Genomic DNA, 17,760 nt, shown 5'->3' on the forward strand with positions numbered 1-17,760 from the left:
GATGCGCAGCGAGGCCGTCCGGTGGGTCTCCACCTCCTCGTGGCGGACGTGGGTGCCGCTGAAGACCGACGGGAAGAACCGGGCCACCCGGTGCCGCGGCATGGCCCGCACCACGGTGACGTCGAGGAGTCCGTCCGCGGGGTCGGCGTCGGGGCAGATCCGCATGCCGCCGCCGTAGCTGCGGGTGTTGCCGACGGCGGCGAGGGTGAGCTCGCGTTCGACGACCGTCCCGTCGGCGAGTTCGATCCGGAACGGCAGCGGCCGCAGGTGGGCGAACTCGACCAGGACGGCGAGGTTGTAGCGCATCCGGCCGCGCGGCCAGGTGAGCCGGTTGGTGCGGTCGCTGACGAGCGAGTCGAAGCCGGTGGCGAGCACCGAGCCGAACCAGCGTGCGGTGCCGTCGGCGGCGGTGGCGTGCCCGAGGTCGACGGTGGCGGTGTGCCCGTCGGCGACGACGTCCGCCGCGGCCTCCGGGTCGCCGAGGGGCAGCCCGTACGCGCGGGCGTGGTCGTTGCCGGTGCCGGCGGGTATGACGCCGAGGGGGACGCCGGTGCCGGCGAGGGCCTGCAGGGCGAGGCCGATCATGCCGTCGCCGCCGGCGACGGCGAGGGCGTCGACGCCGCGGCCGGCCGCCTCGCGGGCGAGCCGTACGGCGTCCCCGGGGTCGGCGCCGGCGGCGTTGAGCACCTCGACGCCGCGGGCGCGCAGGCGGGCGGTGGCGCGGACGGCGGCCTTGGCCGCGTGGCCGCCGCCGGCCGCGGGGTTGGTCAGCACCAGGACGCTGCGAGGCGGCCGGGCCGCGGTCGGGCCGGTCACGGGATCAGCTTGCCGGGGTTGAGGATGCCGGCCGGGTCGAGGGTGTCCTTGACGGCCTGCAGGATGCGCACGCCGAGGTCGCCGATCTCCTGGCCCATCCACGGGCGGTGGTCGGCGCCGACGGCGTGGTGGTGGCTGATGGTGCCGCCGTTGGCCATGATCGCGTCGCCGGCGGCCCGCTTGGCGGCGTCCCACTGCGTGAGCGGGTCGCCCTGCCGGGCGGCGAGCACGGTGAAGTAGAGCGAGGCGCCGGTCGGGTAGACGTGCGAGACGTGACAGAGCACCAGGGCGCCGGCCAGGTGTTCCTGGAGGGCGGCGGTGACGGCGGCCTTGAGCCGGTCGAGCCCGGCCCAGCCGGCGGCGGTCTCCAGGGTCTCGCAGAGGGCGCCGCAGTCGAGGAGGGCGTCGCGCAGGTACGGCGCCGAGAAGCGGCCGTGCTCCCAGGCGCGGGCGGGTTCGGCGCCGAGGGGGGTGCCGCCGGCGGCGCGCAGCACGGCGTGCGTGCGCTCGTGGCGGGCCGCGGTCTGTTCCTTCGTGCCCTCGAAGACGGTGACGGCGAGGCAGCCGCCGGTGACCTGGTCGCCGCCGATCCGGTCGGTCATGGCGAGGTTGACGGCGGTCTCGGCCTCGTCGGAGAGCCGGATGACGGTGGGGCCGGTGCCCTGCTGCTCGACGGCGCGCAGCGCGGCGGCGCCGGTCGCGAAGTCGGGGAAGCTCCACGCCTCGTGGACCTTCTCCGCGGGCAGCGGGTGCACCCGCAGCCGGACCCGGGTGATCACGCCGAACACGCCCTCCGAGCCGAGGAAGAGCTCGCGCAGGTCGGGCCCGGCCGCGGAGGCGGGCGCCCGGCCGAGGTCGAGCACGCCGGCCGGGGTGACGACGCGGAGCCCGCGGACCATCTCGTCGAACCGGCCGTACCCGGCGGAGTCCTGGCCGGAGGACCGGGTGGCGGCGAAGCCGCCGATGGTGGCGTACCGGAAGCTCTGCGGGTAGTGGCCGAGCTCCCAGCCGCGTTCGGCGAGCAGTTCCTCGGCGCGGGGGCCGGTGAGGCCGGCGCCGAGGACGGCCTCGCCGGAGACCTCGTCGAGGGCGTGCAGGGCGTCGAGGCGGCGCAGGTCGAGGGAGACGACGGCGGTGAGGCCGCCGCGCAGCGGGTCGACGCCGCCGACCACGCTGGTGCCGCCGCCGAACGGGACGACGGCGATGCGGCGTTCGGTGCAGAGCGCGAGGACGGCGGCGATCTCGTCCTCGCTGCCGGGCAGGACGACGGCGTCCGGGGCGTCCTGCGGGCCGCGGCTGCGGCGGCGCAGCAGGTCGGGGGTGGACTTGCCGCCGGCGCGGGGCAGCCGGTCGGCGTCGGCGGCGCTGACGTGGCCGGGGCCGACGAGTGCGGCGAGTGCCGCGAGGTCGGCGGCGGGGAGGGCGGAGGGGCGGAGCTCGACCTCACCGGCGGCGAGCGGGGTGTCGGCCGCGTCCGCGGACACGCCGAGGGCGGCTGCCAGCAGGCCCTTGACGTCCTCGGACAGGGGCTTGGCGAGGGCCGGGTCGCCCCAGGCGTCCCACTTCATCGGGGGGAGCGGCAGGGCGGCCGGGCCGTGCTCCTGACCTGCTTGCGTCTCAGATGCCATGCGTTACAGTATGACGCATTATGTCAAGTAGTAACGAGAGTGCCGGCGCCCGGACCCCCACCACCGACGACGCGATCCTCGACGCCGCCGCGCACCTGGTCGTCCACCTCGGCCCCCAGCGCACCCAGCTGGCCGGGATCGCCCGCCGCGCCGGGGTCAGCCGGCCCACCGTCTACCGCCGCTGGCCCGACGTCCGGGCCGTCATCGGCGCCCTCCTCACCCGCGAGATCCGCCGCACCCAGGAACAGGTCACCCTGGACGGCGACGACCGCGAGGCCTTCGTCGAGGGCGTCGTCGAGGTCGCCGTCCGCCTGCGCGACAACCCCGTCCTCGGCGCCCTCCTGCACTCCGACACCCTCGTCGAGTACGTCGTCGAACGGCTCGGCACCAGCCAGCGCGGCCTCCTCGACGCCATCGGCGCCGCCGTCGTCCAGGGCCAGCGGCACGGCTCCGTCCGTGCCGGCGAACCCACCGAACTCGCCGCGATGGTGCTGCTCATCGCCCAGTCCACCGTCCAGTCGCACCGCATGGTCGCGCACCTGCTGCCCGAGCAGGCCTGGCGCCGCGAACTGGCCCGCGCCCTGAACGGATACCTCGCGCCATGACCCCAGCCACCGGCAGCACCGTGCTCGACGCCCGCCGCCGCACCGCCGCCCTCCGCGCCCTCGGCGACCGGCCCGCCGTCGACCTGCTCGTCGTCGGCGGCGGCGTCACCGGCGCCGGCATCGCCCTCGACGCCGCCGCCCGCGGCCTGCGGACCCTCCTCGTCGAATCACGCGACCTCGCCTTCGGCACCAGCCGGTGGAGCTCCAAACTCGTCCACGGCGGCCTCCGCTACCTCGCCTCCGGACGGATCGGCGTCGCCCGCGAGAGCGCCGCCGAACGCGGCATCCTGATGACCCGTACGGCACCGCACCTCGTACGCGCCCTGCCGCAGCTCGTACCGCTGCTGCCCGGCGTCCCCCGGCGGCAGGCCGCCCTCGTGCACGCCGGCCTCCTCGCCGGCGACGCGCTGCGCCTCGCCGCCGGCACCCCCGCCGCCCTGCTGCCCCGCGTGCGGCGGATCGGCGCACCCGGGGCCGTCCGCCTCGCCCCGGCCGTCCGCACCGACGGCCTGCGCGGCGCCCTCGTCGCACACGACGGCCAACTCGTCGACGACGCCCGGCTCGTGGTGGCCGTCGCCCGCACCGCCGCACAGCACGGCGCCACCGTGCTCACCCGGGTCCGCGCCGAGCAGGTCACCGGAACCTCCGCACGGCTCACCGACACCCTCACCGGCGAGACCCTGACCGTCACCGCCCGCGCCGTGCTCAACGCCACCGGCGTGTGGGCGGGCGAGGTCGACCCGGCCGTCCGGCTGCGGCCCAGCCGCGGCACCCACCTCGTGCTCGACGCCGCCGCCCTCGGCCGCCCGCGCGCCGCGCTCACCGTGCCCGTGCCCGGCTCCACCAGCCGCTTCGTCTTCGCGCTCCCGCAGCAGCTCGACCGGGTCGTCCTCGGCCTCACCGACGAGGACGCACCCGGGCCGGTCCCCGACGAGCCGCAGCCGACGGACACCGAGATCACCTTCCTGCTCGACACCGTCAACACGGCGCTGCGCACCACGCTCACCCGGGCCGACGTGCGCGGCGCCTTCGCCGGGCTGCGCCCGCTGATCGACCAGGGCGGCGGCGCCACCGCCGACCTGTCGCGCCGGCACGCCGTGCTGGAGTCGCCCACGGGAGTGATCACCGTGGTCGGCGGCAAACTCACCACCTACCGGCGGATGGCCGAGGACGCCGTCGACACCGCCGTCCGCCTGCGGGGCCTGTCCGCCGGGCCGTGCACCACCGCCCGCCTCCCGCTGGTCGGCGCCCCCGCCCACCGCGACTCCGGCCCGGCCGCGTCCTCCGGCGCGCCCGCCTCGCTGACCCTGCGTCACGGGGCGGCCGCGGGAGCCGTCCTCGCCGCCGACGTGCCCCGGCCCTGCGACGCCGTCGCCGAGGGCATCGACGTCACCCGGGCCGAGATCGCGTACGCCGTCACCCACGAGGGCGCCCTCGACACCGACGACGTGCTGCACCGCCGCACCCGCATCGGCCTCGTCCCCGCCGACGCCGAACGCGCCCGGCCCGCCGTCGAGGAGATCATCGGACTCGTCCGCGGCCGGGAGTGACACCGGCGGCCTCACCGGGCCGACTTGGCGAAGTGCCGGGTGACCCGTCCGGCCGCCCGCTAGCCTGACCGCCAGGACGATCGGGGGGCCGGTCGCGACGATGGCGGGGTGGGCAATGAGGATCGGTCTGGCCGACGCGGTGACCGCGGTGCGCAACGAGCTGATGGAGGCCGCCGCGCAGGGCGAGAGCCAGGCACTGGCCTTCGACGTCGGCCCGGTCGAGATGGAGTTCGAGATCGAGCTCCGCGCGGAGGCCAGGGCCGGCGGCAAGTTCCGGGCCTGGGTCGTCTCCGCCGAGGCCGAGGCCGGCGTGTCCCGCGGCAGCACGCACCGGGTGTCCTTCACGCTCACCCCGCGCACCCGCGGCGCCGGGCCCGCCCCCGCCCCCGGCTCCTTCAGCATCAACGACCGCCGCGACCACGGCCTCGGGCACGAGGCCGTGGACGACGACGCCGAGGACTGACAGGGGCGGTGCACCGACCGGACCGCCGTACGCGGTCCCGGTGCGGGCGGACGGGAACGCGAGGGGGAGCAGTGGACCGCGAGCGGTTGGTCGGAGTCCTGGGCGAGGGCACCAGAGGCAGCGGGTACGTCGTCGGGCCGCGCCTGGTGCTGACCTCGGCGCACGTCGTCGGGGAGGCCGGGACGCCGGTCACCGTGCTGAGGCCCGGCCGGAGACGGCACGACCACGCCGTGGTGGTGTGGCGCGGCACGCCGCACGGACGCGACGACGCCGCGCTGGTGCGCGTCGAGGCCGCCGAGTGGCGGGAGCCGGCGGGCACGGCGGAACCCTGGGGCCGGATGGCCACCATGCGGACCGGCCAGCTGTGCGAGACCTGGGGGATCCCCGGGGTGATCCGGCGCGCCGGAACGGCCGAGCGGCCGCACCCGCCCTCGGAGGCCATGCAGCTGACGGGAACGATCAACCCGGGCAGCGGCTACGTCGAGAAGCGCCACCTCCTCGCCCTCACCGAGCACTCGATGCGGGAGTGGCCGGCCGACGGGCCGGTGTGGGCGGGCCTGTCGGGTGCGGCCGTGGTCTGCGGCGGGCTCCTCGTCGGCGTCGTCAAGGCGGAGGTGCCGGGCTTCGGCCACGGCCTGCTGGAGGTGGTGCCGGCCTACCTCCTGCACACCGACGACGGCTTCCTGAAGGCCCTGGAGGACAACGGCGCCTCCTCGCTGACCCTGGGCCAGGTGGAGTTCGACGAACTCCACGCACGGGACACCCCGGCGCCGTCCGAGGGCCGGTTGACGCCGGGCAGCCTGCTCCAGGCCGGCCGGCAGGTCGTCGGCTTCTCCGGCCGGGAGGAGATCCTCACCCGGCTCCGGCAGTGGTGCGAACCCGCCGGGTTCGGCGTCCGGCTGCTCCACGGGCCCGGAGGCCAGGGCAAGACCCGTCTCGCCGCCCGGCTGGGGGAGGTGCTGCAGGCCGCCGACCGCCGGTGGACGGTGCTGTGGCCCGACCCCGGCGCCGGTCCGGCGGAACTGACCCGGCTGCGGGACACCGCGGAGCCCCTGCTGGTGGTGCTCGACTACGCGGAGACCCGGCAGGACGAGCTCGCCGCACTGCTGCGGGCCGGCACGCTCCACCGCGGCGGCGTCCCGCTGAAGGTGCTCCTGCTCGCCCGCACCGCGGGCGAGTGGTGGGACAACGCCCGGTACGCGCCCGGCGGTGCCGTGCTGGGCGGCGCGCCGGCCGACGAACTGCCGGTCCTCGCACCCGACCACGAGACCCGCGCGCTGCTCTACCGGCAGGCCGCGGCCTCCTTCGCCGAACGGCTGGCCGGCCCGGCGCACGCACCGGGCGGCAGCGGCTGGGCCGCGCTCGCGAAGGACCTGCCCGACCCCGGGCCCCGGGCCCTGCCGTCCGGCAACATCCTGACGCTCCACATGACGGCCCTGGCGGACCTCCTCGACGCCGCGCTCCGCAAGGACCCCGGCCGCGCCGACGAGCGGCCGCCGGCCGGGCACGCCGAGGACTCCGACCCGGACGACCGGAAGGACGCCGAGGACCGCATCCTCGACCACGAACGGGCGTACTGGACCAAGGTCGCGGGGCAGCACCCCCTGCCGCACGGCCTCGTCCGCCGACGCTCCCTGGCCGACACCCTCGCCACCGTGGTGCTGCTCGGCGGCGCGCCCCTGCAGGAGCACGAACGGGAGGACCTCCTCCGGCGCACGCCCGTCCTCTCGGGCCTGCACGACCACGAACTCCTGGTCGTCCGGGAGTGGATCGAGGCCGTCTACCCGTCCGCCGAGCGGGATCCCTGGGAGATCGTCCAACCGGACCGGCTGGCCGAGCGCTTCATCGGCAGGCACCTGCTGGAGAACCGCAGACTCGTGCACACCCTGCTGGCCCCGGCCGACCCGCGCCGCCCACCGGCGGGCCCGGTCGGCGCGGCGCAGTCGGCCCGGCTGCTCACCCTGCTCGCGCGGGCGGCCGCGCACCCGCCGCTGGCCGGCACGCTCGACGACCTGATCGTCGACGTCTGCACCCGCCACGCGGACCTTCTCGGGACGGTCACCATGGACGTCGCCACCCAGGTCGAACGGCCGCAGCCGCTCGTCGACGCCCTGACGCGGCGCACCGAGGACCAGGAGGTGCCGATCCCGGCCCTCGCCGAGCTCGCCGACCACCTGCCCCGCAACTCGCACGCCCTGGCGGAGTGGGCGCTCCGCCTGGTGGAGCGGCTGGTGACCCTGCGCCGGGCCGCCGGCACCGGCACCGTCGAGGACACGGTCGCGCTCGGCGCCGAGCTGCGCCGTCTCTCCAAACAGCTCCTCTGGACGGGCCGGGCCGCCGAGGCCCTGACCGCCACCGACGAGGCCGTCGACCTGTTGCAGCCGCTCCTGGCGACCCACCCGCAGAGCGCCAGGGTGCACCTGGCCGCCGCCCTGAACAACCGGTCGGTGTGCCTCGGCATGCTGGGCCGGCGCACCGAGGCGCTCCCGCCGGCCCTCGAAGCGGTCGCCCACTACCGCGTCGTGGTCGGCACCGAACCCGTGCCCGAGGACGCCCGGGGCAACCTGGTCACCAGTCTCGGCGGCCTCGCCGCCACACAGAGCAGGCTCGGACGGAACCAGGAGGCCCTGGAGGCGATCCAGGAGGCGGTCGGCATCCAGCGCGGGCTGGTGCGGGCCGGCGCACCCGGGGCGGAGGCCGGCCTGGTGGCCCAGCTCAACCACCTCGCCGTCCGCCACACCGACACCGGCCACCACCGCGAGGCCTTCGAGGCGGCCTCGGAGGCGGCGGAACGCTGCGAGCCACTGGCCGACCGGCACCCCGACGCCCACCTGCCCGAGCTGGCCATGGTCCTGGGCACGCTGTCCACCTGCCACGGCGACCTGGGCAACCCGGAGAAGGCGCTGGCGCTGGTGCGGCGGTCCGTCGACATCCGCGAGCGGCTCTTCCGGGAGCGCCCGGAGAGCTTCCGGGACCTCCTCGCCATGGCACTCAACTCGCTGGCCATCGACCTGGGCAAGCTGGGGCACGTCGCGGAGTCCGTCCGCACCGCCGAGCGGTCGGTCGGGCTCTACCGGGAACTCGTCGCACAGGAGCCGGACGGCCACCGCCCCGAACTGGCCATGGCACTGAACACCCTGGCCAACCAGTACAGCAGCGCCGACGACAGCGAGCCGGCCCTGGCGGCGGCCGAGGAGGCCGCCCGCATCTACGCCGAGCTCGACGAGGCGACCCCCGGGGTCTTCGCCGCCGACCTGGCGATGGGCATGTTCACCCGGGCCAACTGCGAGGCGGCCGCCGGACGGCTCGACGAGGCCGTCGCGTCGCTCTTCGCGGTCGTGGAGGCCTGCCGTGAACTCGCTGCCTCGGAACCCCGCGCGAACGCCGGCAGCCTCGCCCGGGCGCTGCGCAACCTCCGCATCTGCCTCGTGGCCGCCGGCCGGCCGTCCGAGGCGATGGACCTCGTCGACGAGGCCCTCGCGACCTACGCCGACCCCGACCGCGACGGGGCCGACGACCTCCATCCCGTGATCCTGGAGCTGCTGACCAGCCGCGCCATGTGCCTGGACACGCTCGGGCGGACGGACGAGGGACTGGCGCCCCTGCGCCTGGCGGTGGAGATCGCCCGCGGACGGGCGGACGGCCCCGGGGGCGCGGGAACGGCCGCCCTGGTCGGACAGCTGGGACTGCTCGGCGCCTTCGCGTTCCAGGTCAGGAGGCGCGCCGAGGCGGCCGGGGCCGCGGCCGAGACGGTCGCGCTGCTGCGGATCCGGGCGCAGGCCGAGCCGGAGCGGTACGAGGCCGACCTGGCCGGCACCCTGAGCCACCAGGTGAACCTCCTGGGGTCGATCGCGCGGTACGACGAGGCCGAGGCGGCGGCCCGCGAGGCGGTCGCCGTCCGGTGCCGGGTCGCCGACCGCGACGGGGCCGCCGAGCGGATCCACGTCGTCGCCGGACTCACCGGCCTCGCCGAGCTCCTGATGATGCGGCTGAGCCCCCGGCAGGCGCTGGAGGCCCTCGACCTGGCGCGGGAGCACGAACGGCGGATGACGCCCGAGGAGACTGCCGCCCACGAGTCGGTCCTGACCTCCGCCCAGTGCTTCCGCGGACTGCTCCTGTGCATGGTCGGACGCCGCACGGAGGCCCTCCCGATCGTCCGGGAGGCCGTGGCCGCCGCCGACCGCTTCGCCGAGACCGCCCCGGGCCGGACGATCGGACTGCCGGTGGCGCTGTTCGCGGCCGGATCGGTGCTGACCGACCTGGAACTCCGCGAGGAGGCCCTGCCCCACCTCGAACGTGCCGTCGCCCTGTGCCGGGCCCCCGCGGAGGCGGGAGAGGCAGGGTACGAGATCATCCTGGCCACCTGCCTCGGCGCGCTGGCCGCCTGCCTGGCCCTGGAGCCCGCACAGCCGGAGCGGGCCCTCGCGGCCACCACCGAGGCGCTGGAGATCTGTCGTCGGCTCGCCGAGGGCGACCCGGAGGCCGGGGTGGGCCTCCTCGCCCGGGCCACCGGGCAGCAGGGGCTGCGGCTCGCGGCGGCGGGCCGCAGCGAGGAGAGCCTCCGGCTCACCGCGGAGGCCGTGCGGCTGGGCCGCGCGCACCTGGCGGTCGACCGCCGCGCGCACGTCCTCGAACCGATCGACGCCCTCCACGCCTTCGCCGCGGTCCGCCGGCTCGCCGCCGTGGAGCACACGGAGGCACTGGCCGCGATCGACGAGGCCGTCGCCCTGCTGGAGGGCCTGGGGGAGCGGGAACCCCACCTGGCCGAGCAGATGCTCGGCAAGGCCGCGGCCCTCCGCGACCTGCTGCTCGGCGCGGCCGCCGAGGAGGCAGCAGCACGGTCGCCGGAGCGGTAGCCGACCGACCCGACGGGAGCACACCCGGGACTTCCGGTCGCGCCGCCGGCCCGGGGCACCACCGGACGGCCGTTCGACCCTGCACTACGCTGCTGACCCGGTGTCAACCGGCGAAGGGGGAGCACGGTGCCGGTGTACGAGGAACTCGGCGAGGCCGAACGGCGGCTGTGGGAGGCGTTCCCGCAGGGGGCCGAACTCGACCTGCGGGGCGAGCCGGACACCGTCGTCCGCGCCGAGGTCGTCGCCGCCCTGCTGCTCGGCGCGGGCCCCGCGGCGGCCGCGGGCCGCGTCGGCGGGCTGCGCCTCACCGGCGCCCGGGTCACCGGCCGGCTCGACCTCGCCGGAGCCACCGTCGACCTGCCCGTGCAGTTCACCGCCTGCACGTTCGACGAGCAGGTGGTGCTCCGCGGGGCGAGCCTCCGCTCCACCACGTTCCTCGGCTGCGGCTTCCCCGGCCTCGACGGCTGGCTGCTCCGCGTCGACGGCAACTTCTTCCTGGAGGACTCCGTCGTCGACGGGCGGCTCACCCTCACGCGCGCCCACATCGCGGGCGAGCTCCGGCTCAGCGGCGTCCGGCTGACGGCCACCGAACGGCTCGGACCCGACGCCGCCACCGAGCCCGCCTGGGCGCTGTGGGCCGGCGGTCTCGTCATGGAGGGCGGCTGCTTCGCCCGCAAGGGCTTCCACTCCCGCGGCGGCCTGCGGCTGGTCGGCGCCGAGTTCGGCGGCGGGCTCTTCATGGAGCACGCCGTGCTCGACAACCCCGGCGGCGACGCCCTCACCGGCGACGACCTCACCGCCTCCACCATGATCCTCGCCGACGGCTTCACCGCCCGCGGCGCGGTACGGCTGCCCGGAGCGACCGTCCGCAGCAAGCTCTCCCTCGACGGCGCCGTGCTGCACGGCGACGGCACCACCGCCCTGGACGCCACCCGCCTCACCGCCGGCGACCTCCACCTCACCCCCGCCGCCCGCCCCGGCGGCACCGTCGACCTGCGCGACGCGCAGATCACCGTCATCCACGACAACGCGCACGGCCGCGCCGCAGGCACCCGCCTCGACGGGCTCGCCTACACCTCGCTGCAGGGCGCCACCGGCCTCGCCGAACGGCTCGCCTGGCTCACCGGAACCCCCGGCTACACGCCGCAGCCGTACGAACAGCTCGCCGCCTGGTACCGGCGGATCGGCCACGACGACGACGCCCGCCGCGTGCTGCTCGCCAAGCAGCGCCGCCGCCGGCGCACCCTGCACCCGCTCGGACGCGCCTGGGGCGGCATTCTCGACGTCACCGTCGGCTACGGCTACCGCCCCTGGCAGGCGGCCCTCTGGCTGCTCGCCCTCGTCGCCGCGGGCACGGTCGCCTTCGGCCACGGCGGCCGGCCCTCCGCCGCCCAGCCGGGCCAGGGCGCCCCCTTCAACCCGCTGATCTACACCGTCGACCTGCTGATCCCGATCGGCGGCTTCGGCCAGCGCACCGCCTGGTACTGGACCGACGCCCACCAGTGGCTCGGCTACGCCCTCGTCGCCGCCGGGTGGATCCTCACCACCGCGGCCGTCGCGGGCGTCACCCGCTCCCTCAACCGCACCTGAGCCCCCGGCCCGGGGCGCCCGTCAGCCCACCGGCTGGTGGGCCGGCTCCGCAGCCGCGGGCTCGGCCGCGGGCCCTGCGGCAGCCGTGCCGGGACGGCCGCGCAGCAGCCACCAGGCGAGACCGGCCGAGGCCAGCAGCAGGGCCGCGGCGAGCCAGGCCGCGACGTTGACGCCGTGCACGAAGGCCAGCCGGGCGTCGTCGAGCAGCCGGGCGCCGACCGGCCCGGGCAGGGAGGCCGCGCTCTGCACCGCACCGCCGATCGACTCGCGGGCCCGGGCCGCGGCGGCCGCGTCGACGCCGCCGGGCACGCCGAGCGCGCCCGCGTAGATCGCGGTCACGACGGAGCCCACGAGAGCGATGCCGAGCGCGGTGCCCAGCTCGTACGCCGTCTCCGACACCGCCGAGGCGGCGCCGGCCTTCTCGGCGGGCGCGGCACCGAGCACGAGGTCGGAGGCGAGCGTGTAGACCACGCCCTCGGCGGTGCCGACGGCGAGGAACGCGGCGCCGAGCAGCAGGTACGTGCTGTCGCGGTGCAGCAGGCCGAGCAGGGCGATGCCCGCACCCATGGCCAGGAGCCCGGCCGTCAGGGTGAAGCGGGCACCCGTCCGGCGGGCCAGCCCGGCGGTGAGCAGCCCGCCGACGACGGCGCCGACGAAGGCCGGCATCTCGGCGACACCCGCCTCCAGCGGCGACATGCCCCGCACCAGCTGCAGGTACTGCGACATGAAGAACACCACGCCGGAGAGCCCGATCAGCGAGGTCAGCGAGCCGACCACGGCGGCGGTGAACCGGCGGTCCGCGAACAGCCGGACGTCCAGCAGCGGCGCTGTCAGGCGCAGCTGGCGGCGGACGAAGAGGGCGAGCGCGGCGGCGCCCGCGAGGAACGCGGCAGGCACCGCGGGCTCCGCGAACGGGCCGTGCGCGGCGGCCTCCTTCACCGCGTAGACCACGCCGATCACGCCGGCCATGGACAGGACGACGCTGAGGGTGTCCCACCGGCCGGGCCGGGGGTTGCGGGACTCGGGCAGCAGCCAGGCGCCGAGCACCAGCAGCAGCGCCAGTACCGGCAGGTTGAGCAGGAAGACCGAGCCCCACCAGAAGTGCTCCAGCAGCAGGCCGCCGACGAGCGGCCCGAGGGCGGCGCCGGCCGTCGCGCCGGCGCCCCAGATGCCGATGGCGGTGGCGCGCTCCCGGGCGTCCGGGAAGAGGGCGCGGATCAGCGACAGCGTGGACGGCATGATGGTCGCGCCGGCGACGCCGAGCAGCGCCCGGGCGAGGATCAGCCAGCCGGGGCCGGGCGCGTACGCGGCGAGCACGGAGGCGGCGCCGAACGCCGTGGAGCCGAGCAGCAGCAGCCGCTTGCGGCCGACGCGGTCGCTGAGGGCGCCCATGCTGACGAGCAGCCCGGCGAGGACGAAGGAGTAGGCGTCGCCGATCCAGAGCAGCTGGGTGCCGCTCGGGCGGAGGGTCTCGCTGATGGAGGGGATGGCGAGGGAGAGCACGGTCGCGTCGACCGCGACCAGGGTGACGGCCAGGACGAGTACGCCCAGGCCGGCCCAGCGGTGCTGCGCGCGGGCCTGGACGTGGGTGCCGGTCATGAGGGTTCTGTTCTCCTGAGGGCTCCGCCGAGGAAGAGCTCGGTGAGCGAGTAGGCGCTGTCGCGGGGGGCCAGGCGTCCGTCCTGGACGGCCCAGCCGACGCCGGCGACGAGGTCGAAGAAGGCCTCGCTCAGCCAGCCGGCCGACAGTTCGATGCGGAACACGCCCTGCTGCTGGCCGCGGAGGAAGAGTGCGCGGACGCGTTCGTCCTGGACGTCCCAGAGCGAGTTGATCTCGGGGTCGTCGTAGAGCTGGTTCTCGCCGGCGAGGAAGGCGCACAGGGCCGCGTCCGGGACGACGGCCCCGACGAGGCGGCGCAGCGCGTCGCGGGCGTCGCCGTCCTCGATGCGGGCGGTGTCGCAGGCCTCGGCGAACTTGCGGAGGCTGAGCATGCCGACCTCGCGGATCAGCGCCTCGCGCCCCGGGAAGATCCGGTGCAGCGTGGCCCGGCTGATGCCGGCGGCGCGGGCGATCTCGTCGAGGTGCGCGTTGGGGCGCCGGGAGAGCACGCCGACGGCGGCTTCGAGGACGGAGTCGCGATCGGTGGCCATGGATCGAGCTTAGCGCATGTGAGACATGGATGTCTCAGAGGAGGGCTGACTGTCTCGTTCGACGGTCGGGTGGCGCTGCCCCGGGCCGTCCGGCCTGCGGGTGCGCGGGTGCGCGGGTGCGCGGGTGTGCGGGTGTGCGGGTGTGCGGGTGCGCGGGCGCACGCGGTGCCGAACCGCGGGACGGGGGCCGCGGACGCCACGGTGCCGCACACGCCTCCGCCGGAGACGCGCGTCGACCCGCTTCCACCGGGATCTCGGGCCGGCCGCCGTGTGGGGCTACTGGGCCGCGAACCCGCGCGATCCGCGCAGGGCGATCGGCGCGGGCTGTCCCGGGCCGACCCTCGACGTGACCAGGGAGCACCCGACGGTCGTCAAGTACCGCAACAAGCTGCCGACCACGCACCTGCCGGCCCGCCGCGGCCGGATCATGTGAAGAGCCGAAAAACCGGGGACGGCGGGTGCCGTCCCCGGTGGGGAGGGTGGGCCGGGCGGCCGGTCAGCTCTGGTTGTAGAAGCCGGTGCCGTCCAGCGGGCGGTCGATCACGGTCACCTCGACCTCGGCCGGGGTGAGCAGGAAGACCCGGCGGGCGATCCGCTCGATGCCGCCGCGGGTGCCGAACACCAGCCCGGAGGCGAAGTCGACCATGCGCTTGGCCTCGGGATCGTCCATCTCGGTCAGGTCCATCACGACCGGGGTGCCGGCGCGCAGGTGCTCGCCGACGGTGCGCGCGGCCTCGAAGCCGGTCGGCCGCAGCGAGACGATCTTCGCGGCCGGGGCCGGCACGGAGGGCAGCGTGTCCTCGGTGTCCCACGGATCGTCGTAGACCGCAGCAGGGTAGTTTCCGGAGGGCATCAGCCACCCGTTGTGGTGCTCGTCGCGAAGTGCTCCCATGCCGCGCCTCCCTCTCCGTCCCGTACGCGTCCCCCGGGTGAGCGTGTCTTTTTGACACGTCATCCACTTGTTGGAACTGTCCGAGTATCGCACTGATCACCGGTTCGGTGCCTGCACGCGACCGCAGTGCGGCTCGTGGCGTGGCCCCGGGTCGGGATGAACCCGACATTCGGTGCGACGCAGCAGGTGGCCGGACGGTTCCGTGGCTGGACCTTATCGGTGAACGGAGTCAGCAAGTTGACTATTCGTCAACGATCGTGTAACTCCGTCACTCTCCCGTGGCGCCGTCGATCCGCTCCCGGAGGAGGTCGGCGTGGCCGTTGTGCCGCGCGTACTCCTCGATCATGTGGACGAGGATCCAGCGCAGCGTGACCTCCTCGCCGCGGCGCAGCCGCTTGCCCGGGGTCTCCGGCGGCAGCCCGGCGGCGGCCTCGCGCGCGAGCCCGACCTGCGTGCGGAAGGTCGCCAGGTCGGCCTCGGCGTCGGCGCCGTCGACCTGGTTGAAGTCGCCGTCCTCGTCCTCGGAGGTCCAGTAGATGCCCTCCTCGAACTCCTGGCCCTGGAGGATGCCGAGGAACCAGTGCCGCTCCACCTCGGCCATGTGGCGCACCAGGCCCAGCAGGGACAGCGACGACGGGGGCACCGAGCGCTCGCGGAGCTGCTCCGGGGTCAGGCCCTCCGTCTTCAGCAGCAGCGTGGCGCGGTGGTAGTCGAGCCACGCGGTGAGCATGGCCGTCTCGTCCGCGGCGAAGGGTGGATCGATGCGTTCAGTCGTCGTCATGCCGCATATCCTGATGCAGCGTCGGGAGGGGCTGCCACCCAATAACGCGATCTCCTAGGCTGTCCGCACACGTTCCCGGGGTGCCGGGACGACGGAGGGGGAGTCGTGCGGGCCGGTCTGGTGGGGGTCAATCTGCTGGTCCGCTTCCTGCTGGAGCTCTGCGCCCTCGCCGCGTTCGCCGTCGGCGGCTGGGCCGCCCCCGGGCCGGTCGTGGTGCGCGCGCTGCTCGCCGTCGCCCTGCCGCTGGCCGCCGCCCTGCTGTGGGGCCGCTACGCCGCCCCGAACGCGCCGGTGAAGTCGCCCGCCGCCTGGCTGCTGACCCAGCTGCTCGTGCTCGGCGGCGCGGTGCTCGCCCTCGCGCTCGCCGGCCGTCCGCTCGCCGCCGCGCTGCTGGCCGGCGTGGCGGCCGTCAACACCGCCCTGCTGGTGGCCCTGGGGCGGCTGCGGCCGCCGGCCGGACCGTAGGCCCGGCGGCGGCCGGCACGGGGCCGGGTGGTGCCGGTTCCGGTGCCGGTGCCGCGGTCCCGGCGGTGGCCGCTGCCGCGCGGCGGGACCGCCACAGCGAGTACCCGCTCGCGGCGCTCAGCAGCACGATCAGCCCCGTCGGGACGAGGAAGGCCGCCGACGACGGCGAGGACGCACCGGCCCCGGCGGCGACGTACGCGGCGGTGCCGGGCAGCACGCCGAGCGCGGTCGCCCCGAGGTACGGGCCGAGGCGCACACCGGAGACCGCGCAGGCGTAGTTCGCCGCCTGGAACGGCACCCCCGGGATCAGCCGCAGCATCAGCACGCTGCGGAAGCCCCGGTCGGTGAGGCGGCGGTCCAGCGCCGCCGCCGCGCGGGTGCGGAGCAGCGGGCGCAGCGCGTCCCGGCCGAGGGTGCGGCCGAGCACGAAGGCCGCGGCGGCGCCGAGGGTGGTGCCGGCCACGGCCAGCGGCACGCCCTGGGCGACGCCCAGCAGGAGCCCGGCGGCCGCGTTGAGCGCGGGCTTGGGCACGAAGGCGAGCGTGCCGAGGGCGTACACGGCGAGGGCGAGCGGCAGCTGCCACGGGCCGTCGGCGCTGCGCAGGGCGTCGGCCGGGCTCCAGAGCAGCAGCGACCCGGCGGCCGCGGCGAGCAGCACGAGGAGCAGGGCGAGGCGCAGCCGGGCCCGGCCGGCGCTCACCCGGGCAGCCCGGCGGGAACGGTGCCGCGTGCGGAGGGCCGGGCGCCGCCGGTGGAGGGTGCGGCGGCGGGCCGGTCCGCGGGGAGGCGGAGCTCCTTGAGGCGGGTGATGTCGAGGGCGTGCCGGGCGCCCTCGACCCGCTGCGGGTCGTGGCGGCCGTCCGGTGTCTCGATGATCAGCGGCACGCCGGCGGTGGCCGGGTGGGCGAGGAGTTCGGCGAAGGCGGCGGTGCCGATGTGGCCGGCGCCGATGTTGGCGTGCCGGTCCTTGCGGGCACCGACGACGTCCTCCGAGTCGTTGGCGTGGATCAGCCCGAGGCGGCCGGGGCCCACGGCGTCGGCGAGCTCCTCCAGCATCCGTGCGGTGCCGCCGGGCGCGGCGAGGTCGTGCCCGGCGGCGAAGGCGTGGCAGGTGTCGAGGCAGATGCCGAGCCGGGGGTGGTGGTCGAGGGCGGCGGCGTAGTCGGCGAGGTCGGCCATGCGCCCGCAGAGCGAGCTGCCCTGGCCGGCGGTGGGTTCCAGCAGCAGGCGCGGGGCGTCGTCGCCGCGTGCGTCCAGCTCGTCGAGCAGCGGCAGCACCTGCGCGCGGACGTGTGCGAGGGCGGCCTCGCGCGGGCCGCAGAGTGCGGAGCCGGTGTGCACGACCACGCCGAGGGCGCCGATGGCGTGGGCCCGGTGCAGCGAGTGGCGCAGCGACTCGGTGGAGCGCTCGCGGGTGGCGTCCGACCCGGAGCCGAAGTTGATCAGGTAGGGCGCGTGCACGTACGCCGGGATGCCGGCCCCGGCGCAGGCCTCGCGGAACGCCTCGTCCTGTCGCGGGTCTCCGGGCGGGGTCGCCCAGCCGCGCGGGTTGGCGACGAAGACCTGCACGGCCTCGGCGCCCACCCGGCGTGCGTACGCCAGCCCGGTGCCGGCCAGCCCGCGGCCCGCGACGGGCACGTGGGCGCCGACGGGGTTGCGCTGCGCGGGGAGGTCCATGGCGGCGAGCATGCCCGATGGGGTGCCGCGGGCGGAAATCGGGTGGCGCCGCGGGTGCCGGTGCGCTGCGGTCGCGGCTGTGACGGGGAGCGTGGCGCTGCGGGCCTGTGCCGCGGCCCGGGGCGTCGGGTGACGTCCCGGGCCGGGTGTGCGGTGCTGCGGGATGCTCTTATGGATGTCAAGCAGCGGTGGTGAGCTGCTCGGTGGTGATGTGTGGGGCGCTGGGTGCGGTCAGGATCTGGTAGATCTCGCGGGCGATGAACCGCTTGAGGCAGCGGATGATCTCC

Annotated in this window: 15 protein-coding genes; 7 read left to right on the plus strand and 8 right to left on the minus strand. The window is 76.1% G+C overall.

Annotation, left to right across the window (positions count from 1 at the left end; genetic code table 11):
• Both SNE206_RS38795 and SNE206_RS38800 read right to left on the minus strand, forming a co-directional pair.
• Positions 1 to 816 (minus strand): diacylglycerol kinase (locus tag SNE206_RS38795; protein ID WP_407918308.1); only part of this gene is annotated, 816 nt, incomplete at its 3' end.
• Positions 813 to 2,444: an FAD-binding oxidoreductase gene (locus SNE206_RS38800; protein WP_407918309.1), complete on the minus strand. Its 1,632-nt coding sequence runs from the start codon at positions 2,442 to 2,444 to the stop codon at positions 813 to 815. The genes SNE206_RS38800 and SNE206_RS38795, both read right to left, overlap by 4 nt.
• A 20-nt stretch (positions 2,445 to 2,464) precedes the next feature.
• Between SNE206_RS38800 and SNE206_RS38805 the strand changes: the two genes are divergently transcribed.
• The 5 genes from SNE206_RS38805 to SNE206_RS38825 all read left to right on the plus strand — a co-directional run bounded on the left by SNE206_RS38805 (position 2,465) and on the right by SNE206_RS38825 (position 11,508).
• Positions 2,465 to 3,049 (plus strand): TetR/AcrR family transcriptional regulator, encoded by a 585-nt coding sequence (locus SNE206_RS38805; protein WP_407918310.1) that lies wholly within the window; start codon positions 2,465 to 2,467, stop codon positions 3,047 to 3,049.
• The gene (locus SNE206_RS38810; protein WP_407918311.1) at positions 3,046 to 4,599 is read left to right on the plus strand and encodes a glycerol-3-phosphate dehydrogenase/oxidase; all 1,554 of its coding nucleotides are present in this window, start codon (positions 3,046 to 3,048) and stop codon (positions 4,597 to 4,599) included. The genes SNE206_RS38805 and SNE206_RS38810 overlap by 4 nt, the downstream gene beginning before the upstream one ends.
• Before the next feature lie 115 nt (positions 4,600 to 4,714).
• Positions 4,715 to 5,062, plus strand: a complete 348-nt coding sequence (locus tag SNE206_RS38815) for a trypco2 family protein (RefSeq protein WP_407918312.1) — start codon at positions 4,715 to 4,717, stop codon at positions 5,060 to 5,062.
• 71 nt (positions 5,063 to 5,133) lie between these two features.
• On the plus strand, positions 5,134 to 9,918 hold the full coding sequence (locus tag SNE206_RS38820; protein WP_407918313.1) for a trypsin-like peptidase domain-containing protein: 4,785 nt from the start codon (positions 5,134 to 5,136) through the stop codon (positions 9,916 to 9,918).
• A 126-nt stretch (positions 9,919 to 10,044) separates the two neighbouring features.
• Complete coding sequence (locus tag SNE206_RS38825) at positions 10,045 to 11,508, plus strand: oxidoreductase (RefSeq protein ID WP_407918314.1); 1,464 nt, start codon at positions 10,045 to 10,047, stop codon at positions 11,506 to 11,508.
• Between the two features lie 21 nt (positions 11,509 to 11,529).
• Here the strand turns inward: SNE206_RS38825 and SNE206_RS38830 are convergent, their stop codons facing one another.
• The gene (locus SNE206_RS38830; protein WP_407918315.1) at positions 11,530 to 13,107 is read right to left on the minus strand and encodes an MFS transporter; all 1,578 of its coding nucleotides are present in this window, start codon (positions 13,105 to 13,107) and stop codon (positions 11,530 to 11,532) included.
• Positions 13,104 to 13,658 carry a TetR/AcrR family transcriptional regulator gene (locus SNE206_RS38835; RefSeq protein WP_407918316.1) on the minus strand — a complete coding sequence of 185 codons (555 nt, stop codon included), beginning with the start codon at positions 13,656 to 13,658 and terminating at the stop codon, positions 13,104 to 13,106. Before SNE206_RS38835 ends, SNE206_RS38830 begins: the two co-directional genes overlap by 4 nt.
• Before the next feature lie 268 nt (positions 13,659 to 13,926).
• Here SNE206_RS38835 and SNE206_RS38840 point away from each other — a divergent pair, with 268 nt between their 5' ends.
• On the plus strand, positions 13,927 to 14,091 hold the full coding sequence (locus tag SNE206_RS38840; protein ID WP_407918317.1) for a hypothetical protein: 165 nt from the start codon (positions 13,927 to 13,929) through the stop codon (positions 14,089 to 14,091).
• A 63-nt stretch (positions 14,092 to 14,154) separates the two neighbouring features.
• Here the strand turns inward: SNE206_RS38840 and sepF are convergent, their stop codons facing one another.
• Positions 14,155 to 14,550 (minus strand): cell division protein SepF, encoded by a 396-nt coding sequence (sepF, locus tag SNE206_RS38845; RefSeq protein ID WP_407918318.1) that lies wholly within the window; start codon positions 14,548 to 14,550, stop codon positions 14,155 to 14,157.
• Positions 14,551 to 14,818: 268 nt separating this feature from the next.
• The gene (locus SNE206_RS38850; protein ID WP_407918319.1) at positions 14,819 to 15,331 is read right to left on the minus strand and encodes a DinB family protein; all 513 of its coding nucleotides are present in this window, start codon (positions 15,329 to 15,331) and stop codon (positions 14,819 to 14,821) included.
• 105 nt (positions 15,332 to 15,436) lie between these two features.
• On the opposite strand from SNE206_RS38850, the gene SNE206_RS38855 reads away from it, so the two are divergent.
• Entirely contained in the window at positions 15,437 to 15,796 is a 360-nt protein-coding gene (locus SNE206_RS38855) for a DUF2568 domain-containing protein (RefSeq protein WP_407918320.1), read from the plus strand.
• Here SNE206_RS38855 and SNE206_RS38860 read toward each other — a convergent pair.
• Together SNE206_RS38860 and SNE206_RS38865 are read right to left on the minus strand one after the other, a co-directional pair.
• Positions 15,741 to 16,496, minus strand: coding sequence for a TVP38/TMEM64 family protein (locus SNE206_RS38860; RefSeq protein ID WP_407918321.1), 756 nt, complete (start codon positions 16,494 to 16,496; stop codon positions 15,741 to 15,743). The two genes, SNE206_RS38855 and SNE206_RS38860, sit on opposite strands and share 56 nt — an antisense overlap.
• Complete coding sequence (locus tag SNE206_RS38865; protein ID WP_407918322.1) at positions 16,493 to 17,473, minus strand: deoxyribonuclease IV; 981 nt, start codon at positions 17,471 to 17,473, stop codon at positions 16,493 to 16,495. Before SNE206_RS38865 ends, SNE206_RS38860 begins: the two co-directional genes overlap by 4 nt.
• Positions 17,474 to 17,760 lie beyond the last annotated feature (287 nt).

This window comes from Kitasatospora sp. NE20-6, assembly GCF_045862635.1.

Bases quoted from the DNA above. Each gene is read 5' to 3' on its own strand.
- SNE206_RS38800 (WP_407918309.1), bottom strand. From the start codon at position 2,444: ATGGCATCTGAGACGCAAGCAGGTCAGGAGCACGGCCCGGCCGCCCTG.
- SNE206_RS38805 (WP_407918310.1), top strand. From the start codon at position 2,465: ATGTCAAGTAGTAACGAGAGTGCCGGCGCCCGGACCCCCACCACCGAC.
- SNE206_RS38810 (WP_407918311.1), top strand. From the start codon at position 3,046: ATGACCCCAGCCACCGGCAGCACCGTGCTCGACGCCCGCCGCCGCACC.
- SNE206_RS38815 (WP_407918312.1), top strand. From the start codon at position 4,715: ATGAGGATCGGTCTGGCCGACGCGGTGACCGCGGTGCGCAACGAGCTG.
- SNE206_RS38830 (WP_407918315.1), bottom strand. From the start codon at position 13,107: ATGACCGGCACCCACGTCCAGGCCCGCGCGCAGCACCGCTGGGCCGGC.
- SNE206_RS38835 (WP_407918316.1), bottom strand. From the start codon at position 13,658: ATGGCCACCGATCGCGACTCCGTCCTCGAAGCCGCCGTCGGCGTGCTC.
- sepF (WP_407918318.1), bottom strand. From the start codon at position 14,550: ATGGGAGCACTTCGCGACGAGCACCACAACGGGTGGCTGATGCCCTCC.
- SNE206_RS38850 (WP_407918319.1), bottom strand. From the start codon at position 15,331: ATGACGACGACTGAACGCATCGATCCACCCTTCGCCGCGGACGAGACG.
- SNE206_RS38865 (WP_407918322.1), bottom strand. From the start codon at position 17,473: ATGGACCTCCCCGCGCAGCGCAACCCCGTCGGCGCCCACGTGCCCGTC.